The organism is Oleiagrimonas soli (assembly GCF_000761445.1).
Lineage (GTDB): Bacteria > Pseudomonadota > Gammaproteobacteria > Xanthomonadales > Rhodanobacteraceae > Oleiagrimonas > Oleiagrimonas soli.
In genome coordinates, this window is record NZ_KN196470.1 from 333,779 (window position 1) to 351,250 (window position 17,472).

The following is a 17,472-nucleotide window of genomic DNA, read 5'->3' on the forward strand; positions in this document are numbered from 1 at the left end:
CGCCCGCCTTCGGGTTTTCGCGTCCGTCCGTGTCCTCTTCCATGCGCCGCCTTTACCCGCACCATGCCGTCGCGCGGGGCGCACGGCGAGGAGACGTTGCATGTACACCAAGGTTCCGGGCGCACCGCTCGCGCTCCTGTCCTTTCTGGCGGTATCCACCGCCGCGGTCGCGGCGCCGACGCCGGCGTCCACCGATCTGAAGCCGGTGGTGGTCACCGCCACCCGCACCGACGTGTCGCTGGACGACACCCTGGCGCCGGTCACCGTGCTCACCCGCGACGACATCGCGCGCCTGCAACCGACCTCGCTGGTCGGGCTGCTGGAAGGCCTGCCGGGCGTGAGTCTGGCCAATTCTGGCGGCATCGGCCAGCAGACGTCGCTGTTCCTGCGCGGCACCAGCTCGACCCACACGCTGGTGCTGATCGACGGCGTGCGCATCGGTTCGGTCAGCGCCGGGCTGGCCGCGTTCGAGCAGATTCCGGTCGATCAGATCGAGCGCATCGAGGTCGTGCGCGGCCCGCGTTCGTCGCTGTACGGCGCCGACGCCATCGGCGGCGTGATCCAGATCTTCACCCGTCACGGGCATGCCGGCGAGGGCATCACGCCGTCGCTGCGTCTTACCGGCGGCGGGCGCGGTTACCGCGACGGCCAGGTCGGTCTGTCCGGCGGCACCCGGCACGCCTGGTACAACCTCAGCGTCGGCGGCACCTACACGCGCGGCATCAACAGCTGCAAGCAAGGCGCCGGCACCGTGTTCGCCGGCTGCTTCACCAACGAGCCGGACGCCGACGGCTACCGCGCCTGGAACGGCCTGTTGAACGCCGGTTACCGCTGGGACGACGGCACCGAGCTGGCCGGCAACGTCCTGCGCAACAAGAGCTACGTCGAGTACGACGGCAGCTTCCAGAACCAGAGCCGCCACGTGCAGCAGGTCGCCGGCGCGCGCCTGCGTCTGCAGCCGACCGCCGCCTGGACGGTCACGCTGACCGCGGGCCAGAACCTGGACAAGGCCAGCAACTACAAGGACGGCACCTTCGTCGGCTACGGCGACTCGCGGCGCAACCAGTTCGGCTGGCAGAACGACATCGCGCTCGGCCACGGCCAGCTGTTGACCCTCGGCCTCGACGATCAGCACGAGCACATCGACAGCGACACCGCCTACCTGCGCAGCGCGCGCGAGGACGTCGGCGCCTACGCGCAGTACCAGGCAAGCTTCGGCGCCAACGAAGTGCAGATCAGCGGCCGGCGCGACCACAACCAGCAGTTCGGCAATCACAACACCGGCGCGCTGGCCTGGGGCTACCACTTCGACGGCGGTCTGCTGCTGACGGCGTCGTATGGCACGGCGTTCCACGCGCCGACCTTCAATGACCTGTACTACCCGTCATATCCGGGCTTTCCGCCGAGCGCCGATCCGCACCTGAAACCGGAGCAGTCGCGCAACCTCGAACTGGGCCTGGGCGCGGTGCGCACGCATTGGCACTGGCGCGTGGATGCCTACCGCAACAGCATCCGCGACCTGATCGCGCTGGACAGCAACTTCACGCCGGGCAACATCAGCCGTGCGCGCATCCGCGGCGCCGAGGCGCAGGTCGGCGGCGACGTCGGCGCCTGGCGCGTGGCCGGCTACGCGACCTGGCTGCAACCGGAGAATCGCGACGGCGGCCCCAACGATGGTCACTGGCTGCCGCGCCGCGCCGGACGCAGCGCGCGCATCGACCTGGACCGCGAGATCGGGGCGTTCTCGGTCGGGACCACGGTGTCGGCCTACGGTCACCGCTACGACGACGCGGCCAATCTGCACCGCCTGGGCGGCTACACCACGGTCGATCTGCGCGCCAGCTGGCAGTTCCGCCCGCGCTGGCAGTTGCAGGCGCGGCTGGCCAATGCGCTGAATCGTGATTACGAGACGGTCTACTATTTCAATCAGCCCGGCCGCACGGCGTACCTGACGCTGCGCTACACGCCTTCGCGCTGACTCCGGAGCGCGGTTGCGACGCTTGATCGGCGTCGCAACCGCGTCGATAGTGGGACCATGACCGTCACCGCGCCCCTGCAGTTGCATGCCGATCTCGATCTGCGCGCCTGCGTGGACGCCTATGCGCTGCCGTGGACGCCTTCGCCCGCGGCGGGCGTCGAGCGGCGCATGATCGAGCGCGACGGCGCCGAGGCCGCGCGCGCCACCTCGCTGGTGCGTTACGCGCCCGACTCGCGCTTCCCTTCGCATGCGCATCCGCGCGGCGAAGAGATTCTGGTGCTGGAGGGCACCTTCGGCGACGAGTTCGGCGACTATCCGCCCGGCACCTACCTGCGCAATCCGCCCGGTTCGCGCCATGCGCCGCGCACCGACGAAGGCTGCACGATCTTCGTCAAGCTGCGGCACATGCATCCACAGGAACGCGAGCGCGTGGTCGTCGACACGGCCGAACGAGCGTGGCGCACGAGTGCGGTGTGCGGGCTGCGGATCATGCCGCTGGGCGGCTTTCGCGGCGAACGCGCGGCGCTGGCGCGGTTGGCACCGGGCACGCGTGTGCCGACGCACCGCTATGCGGGCGGTGGCGAATGGCTGGTGCTGGACGGCGCGCTGCGCGACGACGAAGGCGTCTATGCGGCCGGCACCTGGCTGCGTCTGCCGTGCGGGACGCGGCAGACGGTGTCCAGCGATGCGGGTTGCACGCTCTTCGTGAAGACCGGCCATCTGCGCTGAACGCGCGTCAGTCGGGGCGGTGCGGTAGCGCCAGGTAGTCCTGGCTCTGCATCTCGATCAGGCGCGATTCGGTGCGCGCGAACTCGGCGCGCAGGCGGTCGCCTTCGTACAGGTCGATGATCGGCGCGGCGGCCGACAGCACCAGCTTCACGTGGCGGTCGTAGAACTCGTCGACCAGATGGATGAAGCGCCGCGCCGGATCGTTGTTGTAGACGCCGAAGATCGGCACGTTGCCGATGACCACGGCGGGAAAGCGCCGCGCCAGCTCGATGTAGTCGTCGTTGCCGCGCGGACCGTCGCACAGCGCGTCGAAGTCGAACCAGGCGATGTTGTCGGCATGGCGCTGCACGGCGATCGGGCGATCGTTGATGCGCAGTTCGCCGCCCTCGGCGACGTCGCCCTCGGCGTAGTCGGCGAAGATCCGCTGCAGCACGTGGCTGGCCTCGGAACCGGGCGGGGTCTGGTAGATCGGCGCCTGTTCCAGCGCGCGCAGGCGCCAGTCGTGGCCCGAGGTCATCTCCAGCACCTGGCAATGCTGCTCGATCTGACGGATGGCGGGCACGAAGCGCGCGCGCTGCAAGCCGTCGGCGTAGAGGTTCGCCGGCGCGGTGTTGGAGGTGGTGACCAGCGCCACCCCGCGCGCGAACAGGCCGCGCAGGAGGCCGCCGAGAATCATGGCGTCGCCGATGTCGTCGACGATGAACTCGTCCAGGCACAGCACGCGGGCGCGTGCGGCGAGGTCGGCGGCGACCTGTTGCAGCGGGTCGCTCTGCTGACGCTTTTCGTGCTCGCGCAGGGCTTCGTGGACCTCGCGCATGAAGCGGTGGAAATGCCGCCGCAACGCCACGCCTTGCGGCAGGCCGGCGACGAACAAGTCCATCAGAAAGGTCTTGCCGCGACCGACGCGGCCCCACAGGTACAGGCCGTCCGGGGCTTCCGGCGCTTCACTGCCGAGCAGCGAACGCAGGCGGCCGAGCACGCCGCGGTCGGTGCGCGGAGCGGCGCACAGTGCGTCGTGCAGTCGGTCGAAGGCGACCAGTGCGTTCTGCTGCGAGGGATCGCTTTCCCAGCGGTGCGCCGCCACGCCTTCGCGGTAGCGTTGGCTGGGGCGGATCGCGTGATCGGCGTCTGCGTGCGGCGCCGGGTCGGACTCAGGCATCGCGCTCGCTCGGCAGCCAGCTGCGCACGCCATTCTTGATCGCGCCGCGCAGGTCCATCAGGCGGCGATGGAAGAAGTGGCTGGTTTCGGGCATGCGCACCACGTGCGGCGCGGGCTTGAGCTTCTCGGCCCAGGCGAACACGGCGTCGGGGTCGACCACTTCGTCTTCCTCGCCTTGGATGATCAGCCACGGGCAGGCCGGCATCTCGAAGCCCTCGAAATCCCAGCGGCCGACCGGCGGCGCGATGGTGATGAGCGCGTCGGCGCCCAGGCGCGCGGCGTTGCGCAGGGCCACATAGCTGCCGAAGGAGAAGCCGGCCAGCCAGACCGCGTCGTCGGTGCGGCGGCTGCGCACCCAGTCGAACACGGCGGCCAGGTCGTCGCCCTCGCCGTTGCCTTCGTCGTAGACGCCCTCGGAAGCGCCCACGCCGCGGAAGTTGAAGCGCACCGTGGCCAGGCCGGATTCGCGCAGGCTGCGCTCGACCATGGTCACGACCTTGTTGTGCATGGTGCCGCCATGCTGCGGATGCGGGTGGCAAATGATGGCCACGCCGCGGCGCGCGTCCTGCTCGGGCAGGTCGACGGCCACTTCGAGCCGGCCGACCGGGCCGCGAAGCGCGAAGGTGCTGGCCGCGTCCGGGAAGGTCTCGGGTGCGGGGGATAGGGTGGTTTCGGTCATCGGGGCATCATAACCGCGGCCGGTTCCGTTGGGACCGGAATACGCGGTCGGCATTCGCAAGTGATTGATTGAAGTTGATGAATAACCCGGGGGCGGTCTCTTCGGCAAGGGCCATCGGTCCTGTGCGCGGGGCATGTGGCCCTCGCCGACGGGTCGGTCGCGGATACGAAAATGCCGCCCGTAGGCGGCATTTTCAATACACGGCGGCGCGTCGGGCGCGCGGTGCCGCGATCACTTCGACTGGCTGACCATCCACTTCACGGTGGCGGCGACCTGCGCGTCGGACAGCGACGGATTGCCGCCGCGGGCCGGCATGTGGTTGCCGTCCGGGCCGGTGTAGCCTTGCTCGGCATGCTTGATCAGGGTGTCGATGCCTTGGGCGATGCGCGGCGCCCAGTTGGCCTTGTCGCCCAGCTTCGGCGCGCCGGCGACGCCAGCGGTGTGACAGCTGTGGCACAGCTGGCCGTAGATGGTCTTGCCGTCGGTGGTGCCGCCGTAGGCGACCTGCGCGGCGGCGGCCTTGGCGGCGGCTTCCTGCGCGGCCTGCATGGCAGCGAAGCCGGATTTGCCGGCGTAGACGCCGCCGACCGGTGCGATGCGCTGCTCGGTCACCTGGCGCGCGCCCGGCACTTCGTCCTTCGGTGCGTCGCTGTAGATGTGCCAGGCCAGGAAGATCAGGACCAGGGCAACCAGCACCAGGAAAAAGATGACCATGGAGAACTGACGCAGAAAACTCTGGTCGGATTTGCTGATGGGACCGCTCACTCGTCGTTCCTCGATGTGTTGGATACGGCCGGATAGCTGCCGGCTCAGCGCATGCAAAGGTCGCGAGTATAGCGGGCCGGACGGGGCGGAAAAAGCGCAGCCAGGACGGGTCGGCCGCGAGGCTGTGCCATCAGTCATGTCCCATCTGTGTCAACTGGCAGTGTTACAGAACGTTTAGGACCTTCTATGCTACGCCCACAGATGGGCATCAAGGCCGCTTCGCTTCGCGCGCCGAGGCCATTCCGGAACCGATGGCGCCGGGGTGGTGGCGCAGGGTGACGGTCGGACACAAACAGCGCGCGGCGGGTGGGCGTGCTGGACCTAATCAATCACGGAGCAACTCCATGTCGCGTTGGAAAATCGCGCTGATCGTCATTGTCGTCATCGTCCTCGCCCTGCTCGGTCTGAGGATGTGCCATCACCGCGCAGGGAACGGCGCGACGGGCGCCGAGAACGGTCGCGCCGCCGCGTCGCGTGACAGCGCGAAGGATGCGGCGAACGGCGACAACGCCCCGGTGCCGGTCACCGCGGTGCAGGTGGTGCAGAAGAACGTGCCGGTCTACCTGACCGCGCTGGGCACGGTGCAGGCGTTGAACACGGTCAACGTGCGTCCGCAGGTCGGCGGCCAGCTGCTGAAGCTGACCTTCGACGAGGGCCACGAGGTCAAGAAGGGCCAGGTCATCGCCAAGATCGATCCGCGCACCTACCAGTCCACCTATGACCAGGCCGTGTCGCGCCGCAACCAGGATCTGGCGCAGCTGGCGACCGCGCGCAGCAATCTCAAGCGCAGCCAGGGCCTGATCAGCAAGGGCTTCGTCACCGAGCAGGATGTGGACACCCAGCGCAACACCGTGCACCAGCTGGAAGCGGCGGTGGCCGGCGACAACGCCAGCATCCGCGACGCCAAGATCAACCTGGACTACACCGACGTCACCTCGCCGATCGACGGGCTGGCCGGTATCCGCCAGGCCGATCCGGGCAACGTGCTTTCGACCAGCGACACCATCGTCACACTGACCCAGGTGCATCCGATCAACGTGCTGTTCACCCTGCCCGAGCAGGACCTGGACGGCGTGCGCAGCGCGCAGGCGGCGCAGGGCGCGCTGCCGGTGACGGCGCTGGACCGCGTCGACAGTCACGTGGTGGCCGGCGGCGGCACGCTGAAGGTCATCAACAACCAGATCGACACCAGCACCGGCACCTTCCAGCTGAAGGCGGAGTTCGCCAATGCGCACAACGAGCTCTGGCCCGGCCAGTTCGTCAACGTGCGCATGCAGACCAACACGGTCAAGAACGGCCTGGTCGTGCCGACGCAGGCGGTGCAGCGCGGTCCGGACGGCGACTACGTGTACGTGATCGACAAGGACGACAAGGTGCAGATGCGCGCAGTCAAGGTCGAGGGCGAGGCCAGCGACACCGAGTCGCTGATCGGCAGCGGCCTGAAGCTGGGCGAGCGCGTGGTCACCGAGGGCCAGTTCCGCCTCAAGCCGGGTCGCAAGGTGCAGGCCTACAAGCCGGGCGAGGTGCCCAAGGCGCCGTCCGCCGAGGAGATGAAGAAGGCGGCACAGGACGGCGGACGTCGCGGACGTCGGCACTGATCCGACCGCACGCATCGTTCAGGGACATGACTTCGTCACCAACCGCAGGAATTGCATAGCGTGGGCTTCTCTAGCATCTTCATTCGCCGTCCGATCGCCACTTCGCTGCTGATGGCGGCGGTGCTGCTGCTGGGCATCCTCGGCTACCGCGCGCTGCCGGTGTCGGCGCTGCCGGAAATCGACGCGCCGACGCTGGTCGTGACCACGCAGTACCCGGGCGCCAGCGCGCAGACCGTGGCTACCCTGGTGACGACTCCGCTGGAGCGCCAGCTGGGCCAGATCTCCGGCATTGACATGATGAGTTCGGACAGCTCCGCGGGGCTGTCGACCATCGTGTTGCAGTTCAACATGAAGCGCGACATCGACGTCGCCGCGCAGGACGTGCAGTCCGCGCTGCGCGCCGCGCGCCTGCCGGGCGGGTTGCCGTACCAGCCGGTCTACAACCGCGTGAATCCGGCCGACGCGCCGATCATGACGCTGGTGATGACCTCCGACAGCCTGCCGCTGCGCGAGGTCAACAACTACGCCGACTCGATCATCGCGCAGAAGCTCTCGCAGGTATCGGGCGTGGGCCTGGTGTCGATCGCCGGCAACGTCAAGCCGGCGGTGCGCGTGCAGGTCAACCCGGCGCAGCTGGGCAACCTCGGCCTGACCCTGGAGGACGTGCGCAGCGCGCTGACCCGCGCCAACGTCAACGCCGCCAAGGGTACGCTCAACGGCGCCACCCAGACCTATTCCATCGGCACCAACGACCAGCTGTCCAGCGCCAAGGAATACGGCGACGTCATCATCAGCTACAAGGACGGCGCGCCGGTGCATCTGCGCGACGTGGCGAAGGTGGTCGACGGCGTCGAGAACGACCAGCTGGCGGCCTGGGCCAACGGCAAGCCGGCGGTGCTGCTGGACATCCGTCGCCAGCCCGGCGCCAACATCATCGACACGGTCGAACGCATCCACCAGATGATCCCGCAGTTGCGCAGCGTGCTGCCCGACGGCGTGCATCTGGGCGTGTTCGCCGACCGCACCGTGACCATCCGCGCTTCGGTGCGCGACGTGCAGTTCACTTTGATCCTGACCGTACTGCTGGTGGTCGCGGTGATCTTCGTGTTCCTGCGCCGCCTGTGGGCGACGGTGATTCCGTCGGTGGCGGTGCCGTTGTCGCTGCTGGGCACGTTCGCGGTGATGTCCTTCACCGGACTGTCGCTGGACAACCTGTCGCTGATGGCGCTGACCGTGGCCACCGGCTTCGTGGTCGACGATGCGATCGTGATGATCGAGAACATCGTGCGCTACATCGAGCAGGGCAAGGACGGACCCGAAGCGGCCGAGATCGGCGCACGCGAGATCGGCTTCACGGTGCTGTCGCTGACCGTCTCGCTGATCGCGGTGTTCCTGCCGCTGCTGCTGATGCCCGGCGTCACCGGCCGCCTGTTCCACGAGTTCGCCTGGGTGCTGACGGCGGCGGTGGCGATTTCGATGCTGGTGTCGCTGACGCTGACGCCGATGATGTGCGCCTACCTGCTCAAGGCCGACGCGCTGCCCGAGGGCGACGACGCCCACGAGCGCGCGGCGAAGGCCGGCAAGCGCACCCTGTGGTCGCGCACCGTGGGCCTGTACGAGCGCAGCCTGGACTGGGTATTCGCGCATCAGCGCCTGACCATGCTGGTGTTCGGCCTGACCATCCTGGTCACGGTCGGGCTGTACGTGGTCATCCCCAAGGGCCTGCTGCCGGAGCAGGACACCGGCATGATCACCGGCGTGGTGCAGGCCGACGACAACATCGCGTTCAAGGCGATGGAGCAGCGCACCCGCGCCGTGGCCGACGCCCTGCGCAAGGATCCCGCCGTGGCCGGCGTGGCCGCTTTCATCGGCGCCGGTTCGGTCAATCCGACCCTGAACCAGGGCCAGCTCAGCATCGTGCTGAAGTCGCGCGACGAGCGCGGCGACCTGCAGAGCGTAGTGGCGCAGCTGCAGCAGGACGTGGCCGACATCCCCGGCGTCGCGCTGTACCTGAAGCCGGTGCAGGACATCACCCTGGACACGCGCGTGGCCGCGACCGAGTACCAGTACGCGATGTCCGACGTCAGCAGCGACGAGCTGGCCACCTATGCCTCGCGCATGACCGAGGCCATGCGTCAGCTGCCGCAGCTGGCCGACGTCGACAACAATCTGGCCGACAAGGGCCGCGCGCTGCAGCTGACCATCGACCGCGAGAAGGCCAGCCGCCTCGGCGTACCGGTGCAGACCATCGACGACACGCTGTACGACGCCTACGGCCAGCGCCAGATCTCGACCATCTTCACCCAGCTCAACCAGTACCGCGTGGTGCTGGAGGTGGCGCCGCAGTTCCGCAACAGCACCGATCTGCTGAACAAGCTGACCGTGCGCAGCAACGGCAGCGGTGCGCTGACCGGCTCCAACGCCACCAGCTACGGCATGGTGAAGTCGGCCAACTCGTCGACGGCGACCGGCATCGGCCAGTCCAACACCGGCATTCCGCTGGGCAGCGGCGGCAACGTGCCGCTGGCCAGTCTGGTCAGCGCGCAGGTGAACAACGCGCCGCTCATCATCAGCCACCAGAACCAGCTGCCGGCGGTGACCATCTCGTTCAATCTGGCGCCGGGCTATTCGCTGTCCGAGGCCGTGGCCGCGATCCACAAGGCCGAGACGCAGCTCGGCGCGCCGGCGTCGGTGCAGGCGCAATTCATCGGCAAGGCGGCCGAGTTCTCGGCCTCGGTCGGCGACGAGATCCTGCTGCTGCTGGCCGCCATCGTGGTGATCTACATCGTGCTGGGCGTACTCTACGAGAGCTACATCCACCCGCTGACCATCATCTCCACGCTGCCGCCGGCTGGCGTCGGCGCGCTGCTGGCGCTGATGTTGTTCGGCATGAGCCTGTCGGTGGACGGCATCGTCGGCATCATCCTGCTGATCGGCATCGTCAAGAAGAACGCGATCATGATGATCGACTTCGCCATCGAGGCGAAGCGCGAAGGCCTCAGCGCGCACGACGCCATCCGCCGCGCCTGCCTGCTGCGTTTCCGGCCGATCATGATGACCACCTTCGCGGCGCTGTTCGGCGCCTTGCCGCTGGCCTTTGGTACCGGCATCGGTTCCGAGCTGCGCCAGCCGCTGGGCGTGTCGATCGTGGGCGGTCTGCTGCTTTCGCAGTTGGTCACCCTGTACACCACGCCGGTGATCTATCTGTACATGGAGCGCTTCTCCGACTGGTTGGTCACGCGTCGCGAGCGTCATGTGCTGCGTCTGGCCGAGCGGCAGGGAGCGGCGTGACCGGCGGCGAACGAGCATGAACATCTCCGCCCCCTTCATCCGCCGCCCCATCGGTACCTCGCTGCTGGCGCTGGGCCTGTTGATCGCCGGCATCGTCTGTTACCGACTGCTGTCGATCAGCGCGCTGCCGCAGGTCAACTTCCCGGCCATCTTCGTGACCGCCAGCCAGCCGGGCGCGGATGCCTCGACCATGGCCACCACGGTCACCGCGCCGCTCGAACGCCACTTGGGCCAGGTACCCGGCGTCGACAGCATGCGTTCGCGCAGTTCCGAAGGCAGCATGTTCATCATCCTGTTCTTCAACGGCGGCGTGAATCTGGATCAGGCCGCGCAGCAGGTGCAGGCAGCCATCAACGCGGCGCAGCCGGACCTGCCGTCCGGTCTGACCTCGCCGCCGACCTACCGCAAGGCCAATCCCAACGACGACCCGGTGCTGCAGATCGCGCTGACCTCCGACACCGAGCCGCTGTCGGAGCTGTACGATCGCGCCAGCACGTTGATCGCGCCGCGGCTGAGTCAGCTGCCGGGCGTGGCCAACGTCGACGTGTCCGGCAGCGCGCAGCCGGCCGTGCGCGTGGACGTGAATCTGCGCGCGCTGAACGCGATGAACCTGTCGTCCAACGACCTGCGCAACGCGCTCACCGCCGCCAACGTGACCTCGCCGCTGGGCTTCCTCGACGACGGTCGCAGCACGATGGCGGTGACCGCCAACGACCAGCTGCACAACGCCGACGACTTCGCCAATCTGATCATCGCGGTGCGCAACGGCACGCCGGTGCGGCTGAAGGACGTGGCGCATGTCTATCAGGGCGCAGAGGACAGTTACCAGGCGGCCTGGTTCAACGGCAAGCCGTCGATCGAGCTGGACCTGTTCAAGCGGCCCGACGCCAACATCATCGACACCGTCGACGGCATCAAGGCGGCGCTGCCCGGCGTGCGCACGCTGCTGCCGCCGGGCACCAAGATGACGCCGTACTACGATGGCACGCCGACCATCCGCGATTCGGTCCGCGAGGTGCAGCTGACCCTGCTGATCAGCCTGGGCATGGTGGTGCTGACGATGGCGCTGTTCCTGCGCCGGCTGGCGCCGACGGTGATCGCCGCCATCGCCATGCCGATGTCGCTGGCGGGCGCGTTCATCGCCATGTACCTGCTGCACTTCACGCTCGACAACCTGTCGCTGCTGGCGCTGGTCATCGCCATCGCCTTCGTGGTCGACGACGCCATCGTCATGATCGAGAACGTGATCCGCCACGTCGACGCGGGACTGCCGCCGCGCGAGGCGGCGCTGAAGGGCGCCAGCGAGATCGGGTTCACCATCGTCTCGATTACCGCCTCGCTGGTGGCGGTGTTCATTCCGCTGATGTTCGCCTCCGGCTTCATCGGCCTGTTCTTCAACGAATTCACCATCACTCTGGTGGCCGCGATCCTGGTGTCGGCGGTGGTGTCGCTGACGCTGACGCCGTCGCTGTGCGCGGTGTTCCTGCGGCCGACCGCGGCGGCCAAGACGACCCGCTTCGGTCATGGGCTGGAGCGTTTCCACGAGGGCATGCTCAACGTCTACCGGCGCTCGCTGAACTGGGCGCTGCGGCATCCGCTGCTGATGTCGCTGTCGCCGCTGATCCTGATCTTCGTCACCGTGTTCCTGTTCGGCCGCATCCAGGCCGGGCTGTTCCCGCCGCAGGACACGGGCCTGATCTGGGCGCGCGCCAGCGGCGGCGCGACGCTGTCCTTCGCCGACATGAAGGCGCGCCAGGAGCGCATCACGCAGATGTTCCTGGCCGATCCGGCGGTCGAGTACGTCGGCGCCAATCTGGGCAGCGGGCGGCGCGGCAGCAGCGGCTCGTTCAGCATCCAGCTCAAACCGCTCGGCAAGGGCCGGCGCGTGTCCACGCAGGCGGTGGTGGCGCGGCTCAGCGCCAAGGCGTCCAAGTTCCCCGATCTGGAGGTACGCCTGCGTGCGCACGAAGATCTGTGGAGCGGCGGCGGAGGCACCAGCCAGGGCGCGCAGTACAGCATCGGTCTGAAGGGCAACGACCTGAAACAGCTGCAGGTGTGGCTGCCGAGACTGGTCGACCAGCTGAAGAAGAATCCGATCTTCCGCGACGTCGGTTCCGACGTCGACGAATCGGGTCTGCGCCAGAACATCGTCATCGATCGCGCCACGGCCAGCCGCCTCGGCGTGACGCCGGCGGCGGTGGACGATGCGCTGTACAACGCCTTCGGTCAGCGGCAAGTGTCGACGATCTATTCGGACACCAGCGAATACCAGGTCGTGGTCAACGCACTGCCCAGCCAGACCGAGACGCCGGCGGCGCTGAACCAGGTCTACGTGTCCACGACCAACGGCACGATGATTCCGATCTCCGCGGTGGCGCGGCAGGAACCGGGGCTGGAACCGACCCAGATCACGCACGAGGACCAGTTCACGACCATGGACCTCAGCTTCAATCTCGCGCCCGGCGTCGGCATGGGCGAGGGCATGGCCGCGGTGCGCAAGACCATCAGCGACATGCGTCTGCCCGGCGACATCCAGCTGAACCTCGGCAGCAACTTCCGCCGCCTGCAGCAGAGCGCCGCCAGCATGCCGCTGCTGCTGCTGGGCGCGATTCTCGCGGTCTACATCGTGCTGGGCATGCTCTACGAGAGCCTGATCCATCCGGTCACCATCGTCTCGACCATCCCTTCGGCGGGCACCGGCGCGCTGGCCGCGCTGCTGCTGGCGCACATGGAGTTGTCGATCGTGGCGATGATGGCGCTGGTGCTGCTGATCGGCCTGGTGAAGAAGAACGCGATCATGATGATCGACTTCGCCCTGGTCGCGCAGCGCGAGCAGGGCATGTCGCCGCGCGATGCCATCTTCGAGGCCTGCATCGTGCGCTTCCGGCCGATCATGATGACCACGATGGTGGCGATTCTCGCCGCCCTGCCGCTGGCGATCGGTCTCGGCGCGGGCGCCGAACTGCGGCGTCCGCTGGGCGTGGCCGTGATCGGCGGTCTGGTGATTTCGCAGAGCCTGACGCTGCTCAGCACGCCGGCACTTTATCTAGTGTTCACGTGCCTGTCCGAGCGTTGGAAAGCCCGCCGCGCGCGCCGTCACGAGCGCCGTCGGCAGCGCCGACTGCGCGCGGCCGAAGCATCCCGCTAATCGGCGGTTAACCCGCGATGCGATAGGTGTAATGGACACAGAGGCGTGTCCAGGCGCTGCCGTGCGCGACGGACATGCATGGTCATCCGTCACCTTCCAGGAGGAGCGCACATGAAACCGCAGCATGCATCCTTCGCCCTGATTCCGGCGTTGCTGCTGAGTGCATGCGGTTCGTCCACGGACGGTAGCCGCATCACCATGTCGGGCGCGGTGGCCGCCGCGGCCAAGCGGTCCGAGAAGCCGCCGATCAGCGTCGTCTCGGTCGATCTGGGCAGGGCGGTCGACGACGAGCATCGGATCACGCAGCCGGCGACGATCTTCACTCCCGAGGATGCCGTGTACGCCTCGGTGAACACCGCCGGCCGGGCTTCGGCCGTGAAGCTCGCCGCGCATTGGAGCTTCCGCGAGGGCAATGCGATCAGCGATCAGGTCGCCACCGTCCACGCCGACGGTCCGGCCAGCACGGCCTTCCGGCTGGCGCGCCCGCAGGGCTTGCCGCGCGGCAGCTACCAGGTGCAGATTAGCGTCGACGGCGAACCGGTGGCCAGTCGCGAGTTCAGCGTCAACTGAGCGCCCGGCAGGTTTCCGCTCACGTCCACGCCGGCTCCGGGCCGGCGTTTCGCTGTCGGCGCTTTGCCCCGTGCGCGGGAAACCGCGACAATGGGCGTTGGCATGCGGCGTGAGCGAACGCTTGCAACGCCCGCATCCGCCCGCATGTCCGTATGCGCATTCGCGCGGCTCCGCCGCTTCGCGCCGGGACGCGCCGCCCCCTGAATTCGCAAGAGAGCCCGAGCACTCATGTCCAAGACCCCGAAGATCATCTACACGCTGACCGACGAAGCGCCGTTCCTGGCCACGCAATCGCTGCTGCCGATCATCGACGCGTTCACCGACACCGCGGGCGTGGCGCTGGAAACGCGCGACATCTCGCTGGCCGGCCGCATCCTGGCGCAGTTCCCGGACATGCTGAAGGACGAGCACAAGGTCGCCGACGACCTGACCGAGCTCGGCGAACTGGCCAAGACGCCGGAAGCCAACATCATCAAGCTGCCCAACATCAGCGCCTCGGTGCCGCAGATCAAGGCGGCGGTGAAGGAGCTGCAGGATCAGGGCTACGCGCTGCCGGACTATCCGGACGAGCCGAAGACCGACGAAGAGAAGGCGATCCGCGCGCGTTACGACAAGGCCAAGGGCAGCGCGGTGAACCCGGTGCTGCGCGAGGGCAACTCCGACCGTCGCGCGCCGAAGTCGGTCAAGGCCTACGCGCGCAAGCATCCGCACCGCATGGGCGCGTGGAGCAGCGATTCGCAGACCCACGTCGCGCACATGGACGGCGGCGATTTCTACGGCAGCGAGAAGTCCGCCACGATGGCCAAGGCCGGCGCGCTGACCATCACGCTGCACGGCGTCGACGGCAGCCAGACGGTGCTGAAGGACAAGGTGGCCGTGCAGGAAGGCGAGATCGTCGATGCGGCGGTGTTGAATCGCAAGCAGCTGGCGGCCTTCATCGACGCGCAGATCGCCGACGCCAAGGCGACCGGCGTGCTGTTCTCGGTGCATCTGAAGGCGACCATGATGAAGGTCTCCGACCCGATCATCTTCGGCGTCGTGGTCGAGGAGTTCTACAAGGCCGCGCTGGACAAGCACGCCGACGCGCTGAAGCAGATCGGCTTCAGCGCCAACAACGGCATCGGCGATCTGTACGCCCGCATCGCTTCGCTGCCCGAAGACCAGCAGAACGCGATCAAGGCCGACATCGACGCGCTGTACGCCGAGCGTCCGAAGCTGGCGATGGTCAATTCGGACAAGGGCATCACCAACCTGCACGTGCCCAGCGACGTCATCATCGACGCCTCGATGCCGGCGATGATTCGCGACTCCGGCAAGATGTGGAACGCGCAAGGCGAGCGCCAGGACGCCAAGGCGATCATTCCCGATCGTTGCTACGCTGGCGTGTATCAGGCGGTCATCGAGGACTGCAAGGCGCACGGCGCGTTCGATCCGGCGACCATGGGCAGCGTGCCTAACGTCGGCCTGATGGCGCAGAAGGCCGAGGAATACGGCTCGCACGACAAGACCTTCCAGATTCCGGCCGACGGCACCGTCAAGGTGACCGACGCAGACGGCCACGTGGTGTTCGAGCACGCCGTCGAGGCCGGCGACATCTGGCGCATGTGCCAGGTCAAGGACGCGCCGGTGCGCGACTGGGTGAAATTGGCCGTGACCCGCGCCCGCGACAGCGACACGCCGGCCGTGTTCTGGCTGGACAAGCACCGCGCCCACGACGCGCAGCTGATCGCCAAGGTCGAGACCTATCTGAAGGACCACGACACCGACGGTCTGGACATCCGGATCCTGTCGCCGGTCGAGGCCACGAAGCATGCGCTCGAGCGCATCCGCAAGGGCCAGGACACCATCTCGGTGACCGGCAACGTGTTGCGCGACTACCTCACCGACCTGTTCCCGATCATGGAGCTGGGCACCAGCGCCAAGATGCTGTCGATCGTGCCGCTGATGGCCGGCGGCGGCCTGTTCGAGACCGGCGCCGGCGGCAGCGCGCCCAAGCACGTGCAGCAGTTCGTCGAGGAGAACCACCTGCGCTGGGATTCGCTGGGCGAGTTCCTGGCCCTGGCGGCCTCGCTGGAGCATCTGGGCAAGACCTACGACAACGCCCGCGCCAAGCTGCTGGCCGATGCGCTGGACAAGGCCAACGCCGAGTTCCTGGACACCAACAAGTCGCCCTCGCGCAAGGTCGGCGAGCTGGACAACCGCGGCAGCCATTTCTATCTGGCGATGTACTGGGCGCAGGCCCTGGCCGCGCAGGACGACGACGCCGAGATGAAGCAGGTGTTCGGCACGCTGGCGAAGACGCTCAGCGAGAACGAGCAGACCATCGTCGACGAGCTCAACGCGGTGCAGGGACAGCCGGTCGACATGCACGGCTACTACCATGCCGATCTGCAGCGCGTCAGTCAGGCCATGCGTCCGAGCAAGACGTTCAACGCGGCGCTGGCGAAGCTTTCGCAATCGGTGTGATCGACGCCCGGTCCGGCCGGGGCCGTTGATCCATCATGAAACCTCGGCGTCGCGCTTTGCGTGTGGCGCCGAGGTTTTTGGGCAAGGAGACGCGGCATGCGAATACTGGTGACCGGCAGCGCGGGCCATCTGGGCGAGGCTCTGGTGCGCACGCTGCGTGCGGATGGCCATGCAGTGCTCGGTCTGGATCAGGTGGCTTCGGCGTGCACGGACCGGGTCGGTTCCATCGCCGATCCCGCGGTCGTGCGCGCGGCGGTCGAGGGCGTCGACGCGGTGCTGCACGCGGCCACGTTGCACAAGCCGCACATCGCCACGCACACGCGGCAGGATTTCATCGACACCAATGTCACCGGCACGTTGAACCTGCTCGATGCCGCCGTCGATGCCGGCGTGCGCGCGTTCGTCTTCACCAGCACCACCAGCAGTTTCGGCGACGCGATGACGCCTCCGCCCGGCGCGCCGGCGGCGTGGATCACCGAGGACACCGTGCCGCAGCCGAAGAACATCTACGGCGCGACCAAGCTGGCCGCCGAAGACCTGTGTCGGCTGGCGCACCGCAACCAGAAGCTGCCCTGTCTGATCCTGCGCACTTCGCGCTTCTTTCCCGAGGCCGACGACCAGCCGGCCTCGCGCGAGGCGTTCGTCGACGCCAACCTGAAGCTCAACGAATTCCTGCATCGCCGTGTCGCCATCGAGGACGCGGTGGAGGCGCATCGGTGCGCGATCGAGCGCGCACCGGCACTCGGCTTCGGCCGTTACATCATCAGCGCGACCACGCCGTTCCGGCGCGAAGACGCCGCCTTGCTGCGGCGCGACCCGGCGGCGGCGATGGACCGGCGCGTGCCCGGCTGGCGCGCATCCTACGAGGCGCTCGGCTGGCGCATGGCGCCGTCATTGGATCGCGTCTACGACAACGCGCTGGCGCGCGAGGCGCTGGACTGGCGTCCGCGCGAGGATTTCGCCACCGTGCTTGCGCGGGTGCAGGGCGGTGGCGAAGTGCTCGGACCGATGGCGCGCCGACTCGGTATCAAGGGTTACCACGGCGCTGCCTATCGCGACGGGCGCTATCCCGTGGAGGGCGCCTAGGCG

General features: G+C 67.9%; 11 protein-coding genes. 8 read left to right on the forward strand and 3 right to left on the reverse strand.

Annotated features, from left to right (window positions below; genetic code table 11):
• Nucleotides 1-100: 100 nt before the first annotated feature.
• Complete coding sequence (btuB, locus tag LF63_RS01430; protein WP_052394531.1) at nt 101-1,978, forward strand: TonB-dependent vitamin B12 receptor; 1,878 nt, start codon at nt 101-103, stop codon at nt 1,976-1,978.
• A gap of 57 nt (nt 1,979-2,035) precedes the next feature.
• Entirely contained in the window at nt 2,036-2,707 is a 672-nt protein-coding gene (locus LF63_RS01435) for a cupin domain-containing protein (protein ID WP_081945036.1), read from the forward strand.
• 7 nt (nt 2,708-2,714) lie between these two features.
• Here the strand turns inward: LF63_RS01435 and zapE are convergent, their stop codons facing one another.
• The 3 genes from zapE to LF63_RS01450 all read right to left on the reverse strand — a co-directional run bounded on the left by zapE (nt 2,715) and on the right by LF63_RS01450 (nt 5,298).
• A complete protein-coding gene (gene zapE, locus LF63_RS01440) occupies nt 2,715-3,866 on the reverse strand; it encodes a cell division protein ZapE (RefSeq protein ID WP_043099135.1) in 1,152 nt (383 codons plus the stop codon).
• Nucleotides 3,859-4,545, reverse strand: coding sequence for an alpha/beta hydrolase (locus LF63_RS01445; protein ID WP_043099136.1), 687 nt, complete (start codon nt 4,543-4,545; stop codon nt 3,859-3,861). Before LF63_RS01445 ends, zapE begins: the two co-directional genes overlap by 8 nt.
• 231 nt (nt 4,546-4,776) lie before the next feature.
• Nucleotides 4,777-5,298: a c-type cytochrome gene (locus LF63_RS01450; RefSeq protein ID WP_043102859.1), complete on the reverse strand. Its 522-nt coding sequence runs from the start codon at nt 5,296-5,298 to the stop codon at nt 4,777-4,779.
• 356 nt (nt 5,299-5,654) lie between these two features.
• Between LF63_RS01450 and LF63_RS01455 the strand changes: the two genes are divergently transcribed.
• The 6 genes from LF63_RS01455 (at nt 5,655) to LF63_RS01480 (ending at nt 17,469) form a co-directional block, all read left to right on the forward strand.
• A complete protein-coding gene (locus LF63_RS01455) occupies nt 5,655-6,908 on the forward strand; it encodes an efflux RND transporter periplasmic adaptor subunit (RefSeq protein ID WP_043099138.1) in 1,254 nt (417 codons plus the stop codon).
• A 60-nt stretch (nt 6,909-6,968) separates the two neighbouring features.
• A complete protein-coding gene (locus LF63_RS01460) occupies nt 6,969-10,199 on the forward strand; it encodes an efflux RND transporter permease subunit (protein WP_043099140.1) in 3,231 nt (1,076 codons plus the stop codon).
• A 16-nt stretch (nt 10,200-10,215) separates the two neighbouring features.
• Nucleotides 10,216-13,347: an efflux RND transporter permease subunit gene (locus tag LF63_RS01465; protein ID WP_043099143.1), complete on the forward strand. Its 3,132-nt coding sequence runs from the start codon at nt 10,216-10,218 to the stop codon at nt 13,345-13,347.
• A gap of 111 nt (nt 13,348-13,458) precedes the next feature.
• Nucleotides 13,459-13,917: a hypothetical protein gene (locus LF63_RS01470; protein WP_052394532.1), complete on the forward strand. Its 459-nt coding sequence runs from the start codon at nt 13,459-13,461 to the stop codon at nt 13,915-13,917.
• A gap of 228 nt (nt 13,918-14,145) precedes the next feature.
• Entirely contained in the window at nt 14,146-16,383 is a 2,238-nt protein-coding gene (locus tag LF63_RS01475; protein ID WP_043099145.1) for an NADP-dependent isocitrate dehydrogenase, read from the forward strand.
• A gap of 96 nt (nt 16,384-16,479) precedes the next feature.
• Nucleotides 16,480-17,469 carry an NAD-dependent epimerase/dehydratase family protein gene (locus tag LF63_RS01480; protein WP_043099147.1) on the forward strand — a complete coding sequence of 330 codons (990 nt, stop codon included), beginning with the start codon at nt 16,480-16,482 and terminating at the stop codon, nt 17,467-17,469.
• Nucleotides 17,470-17,472: the final 3 nt, after the last annotated feature.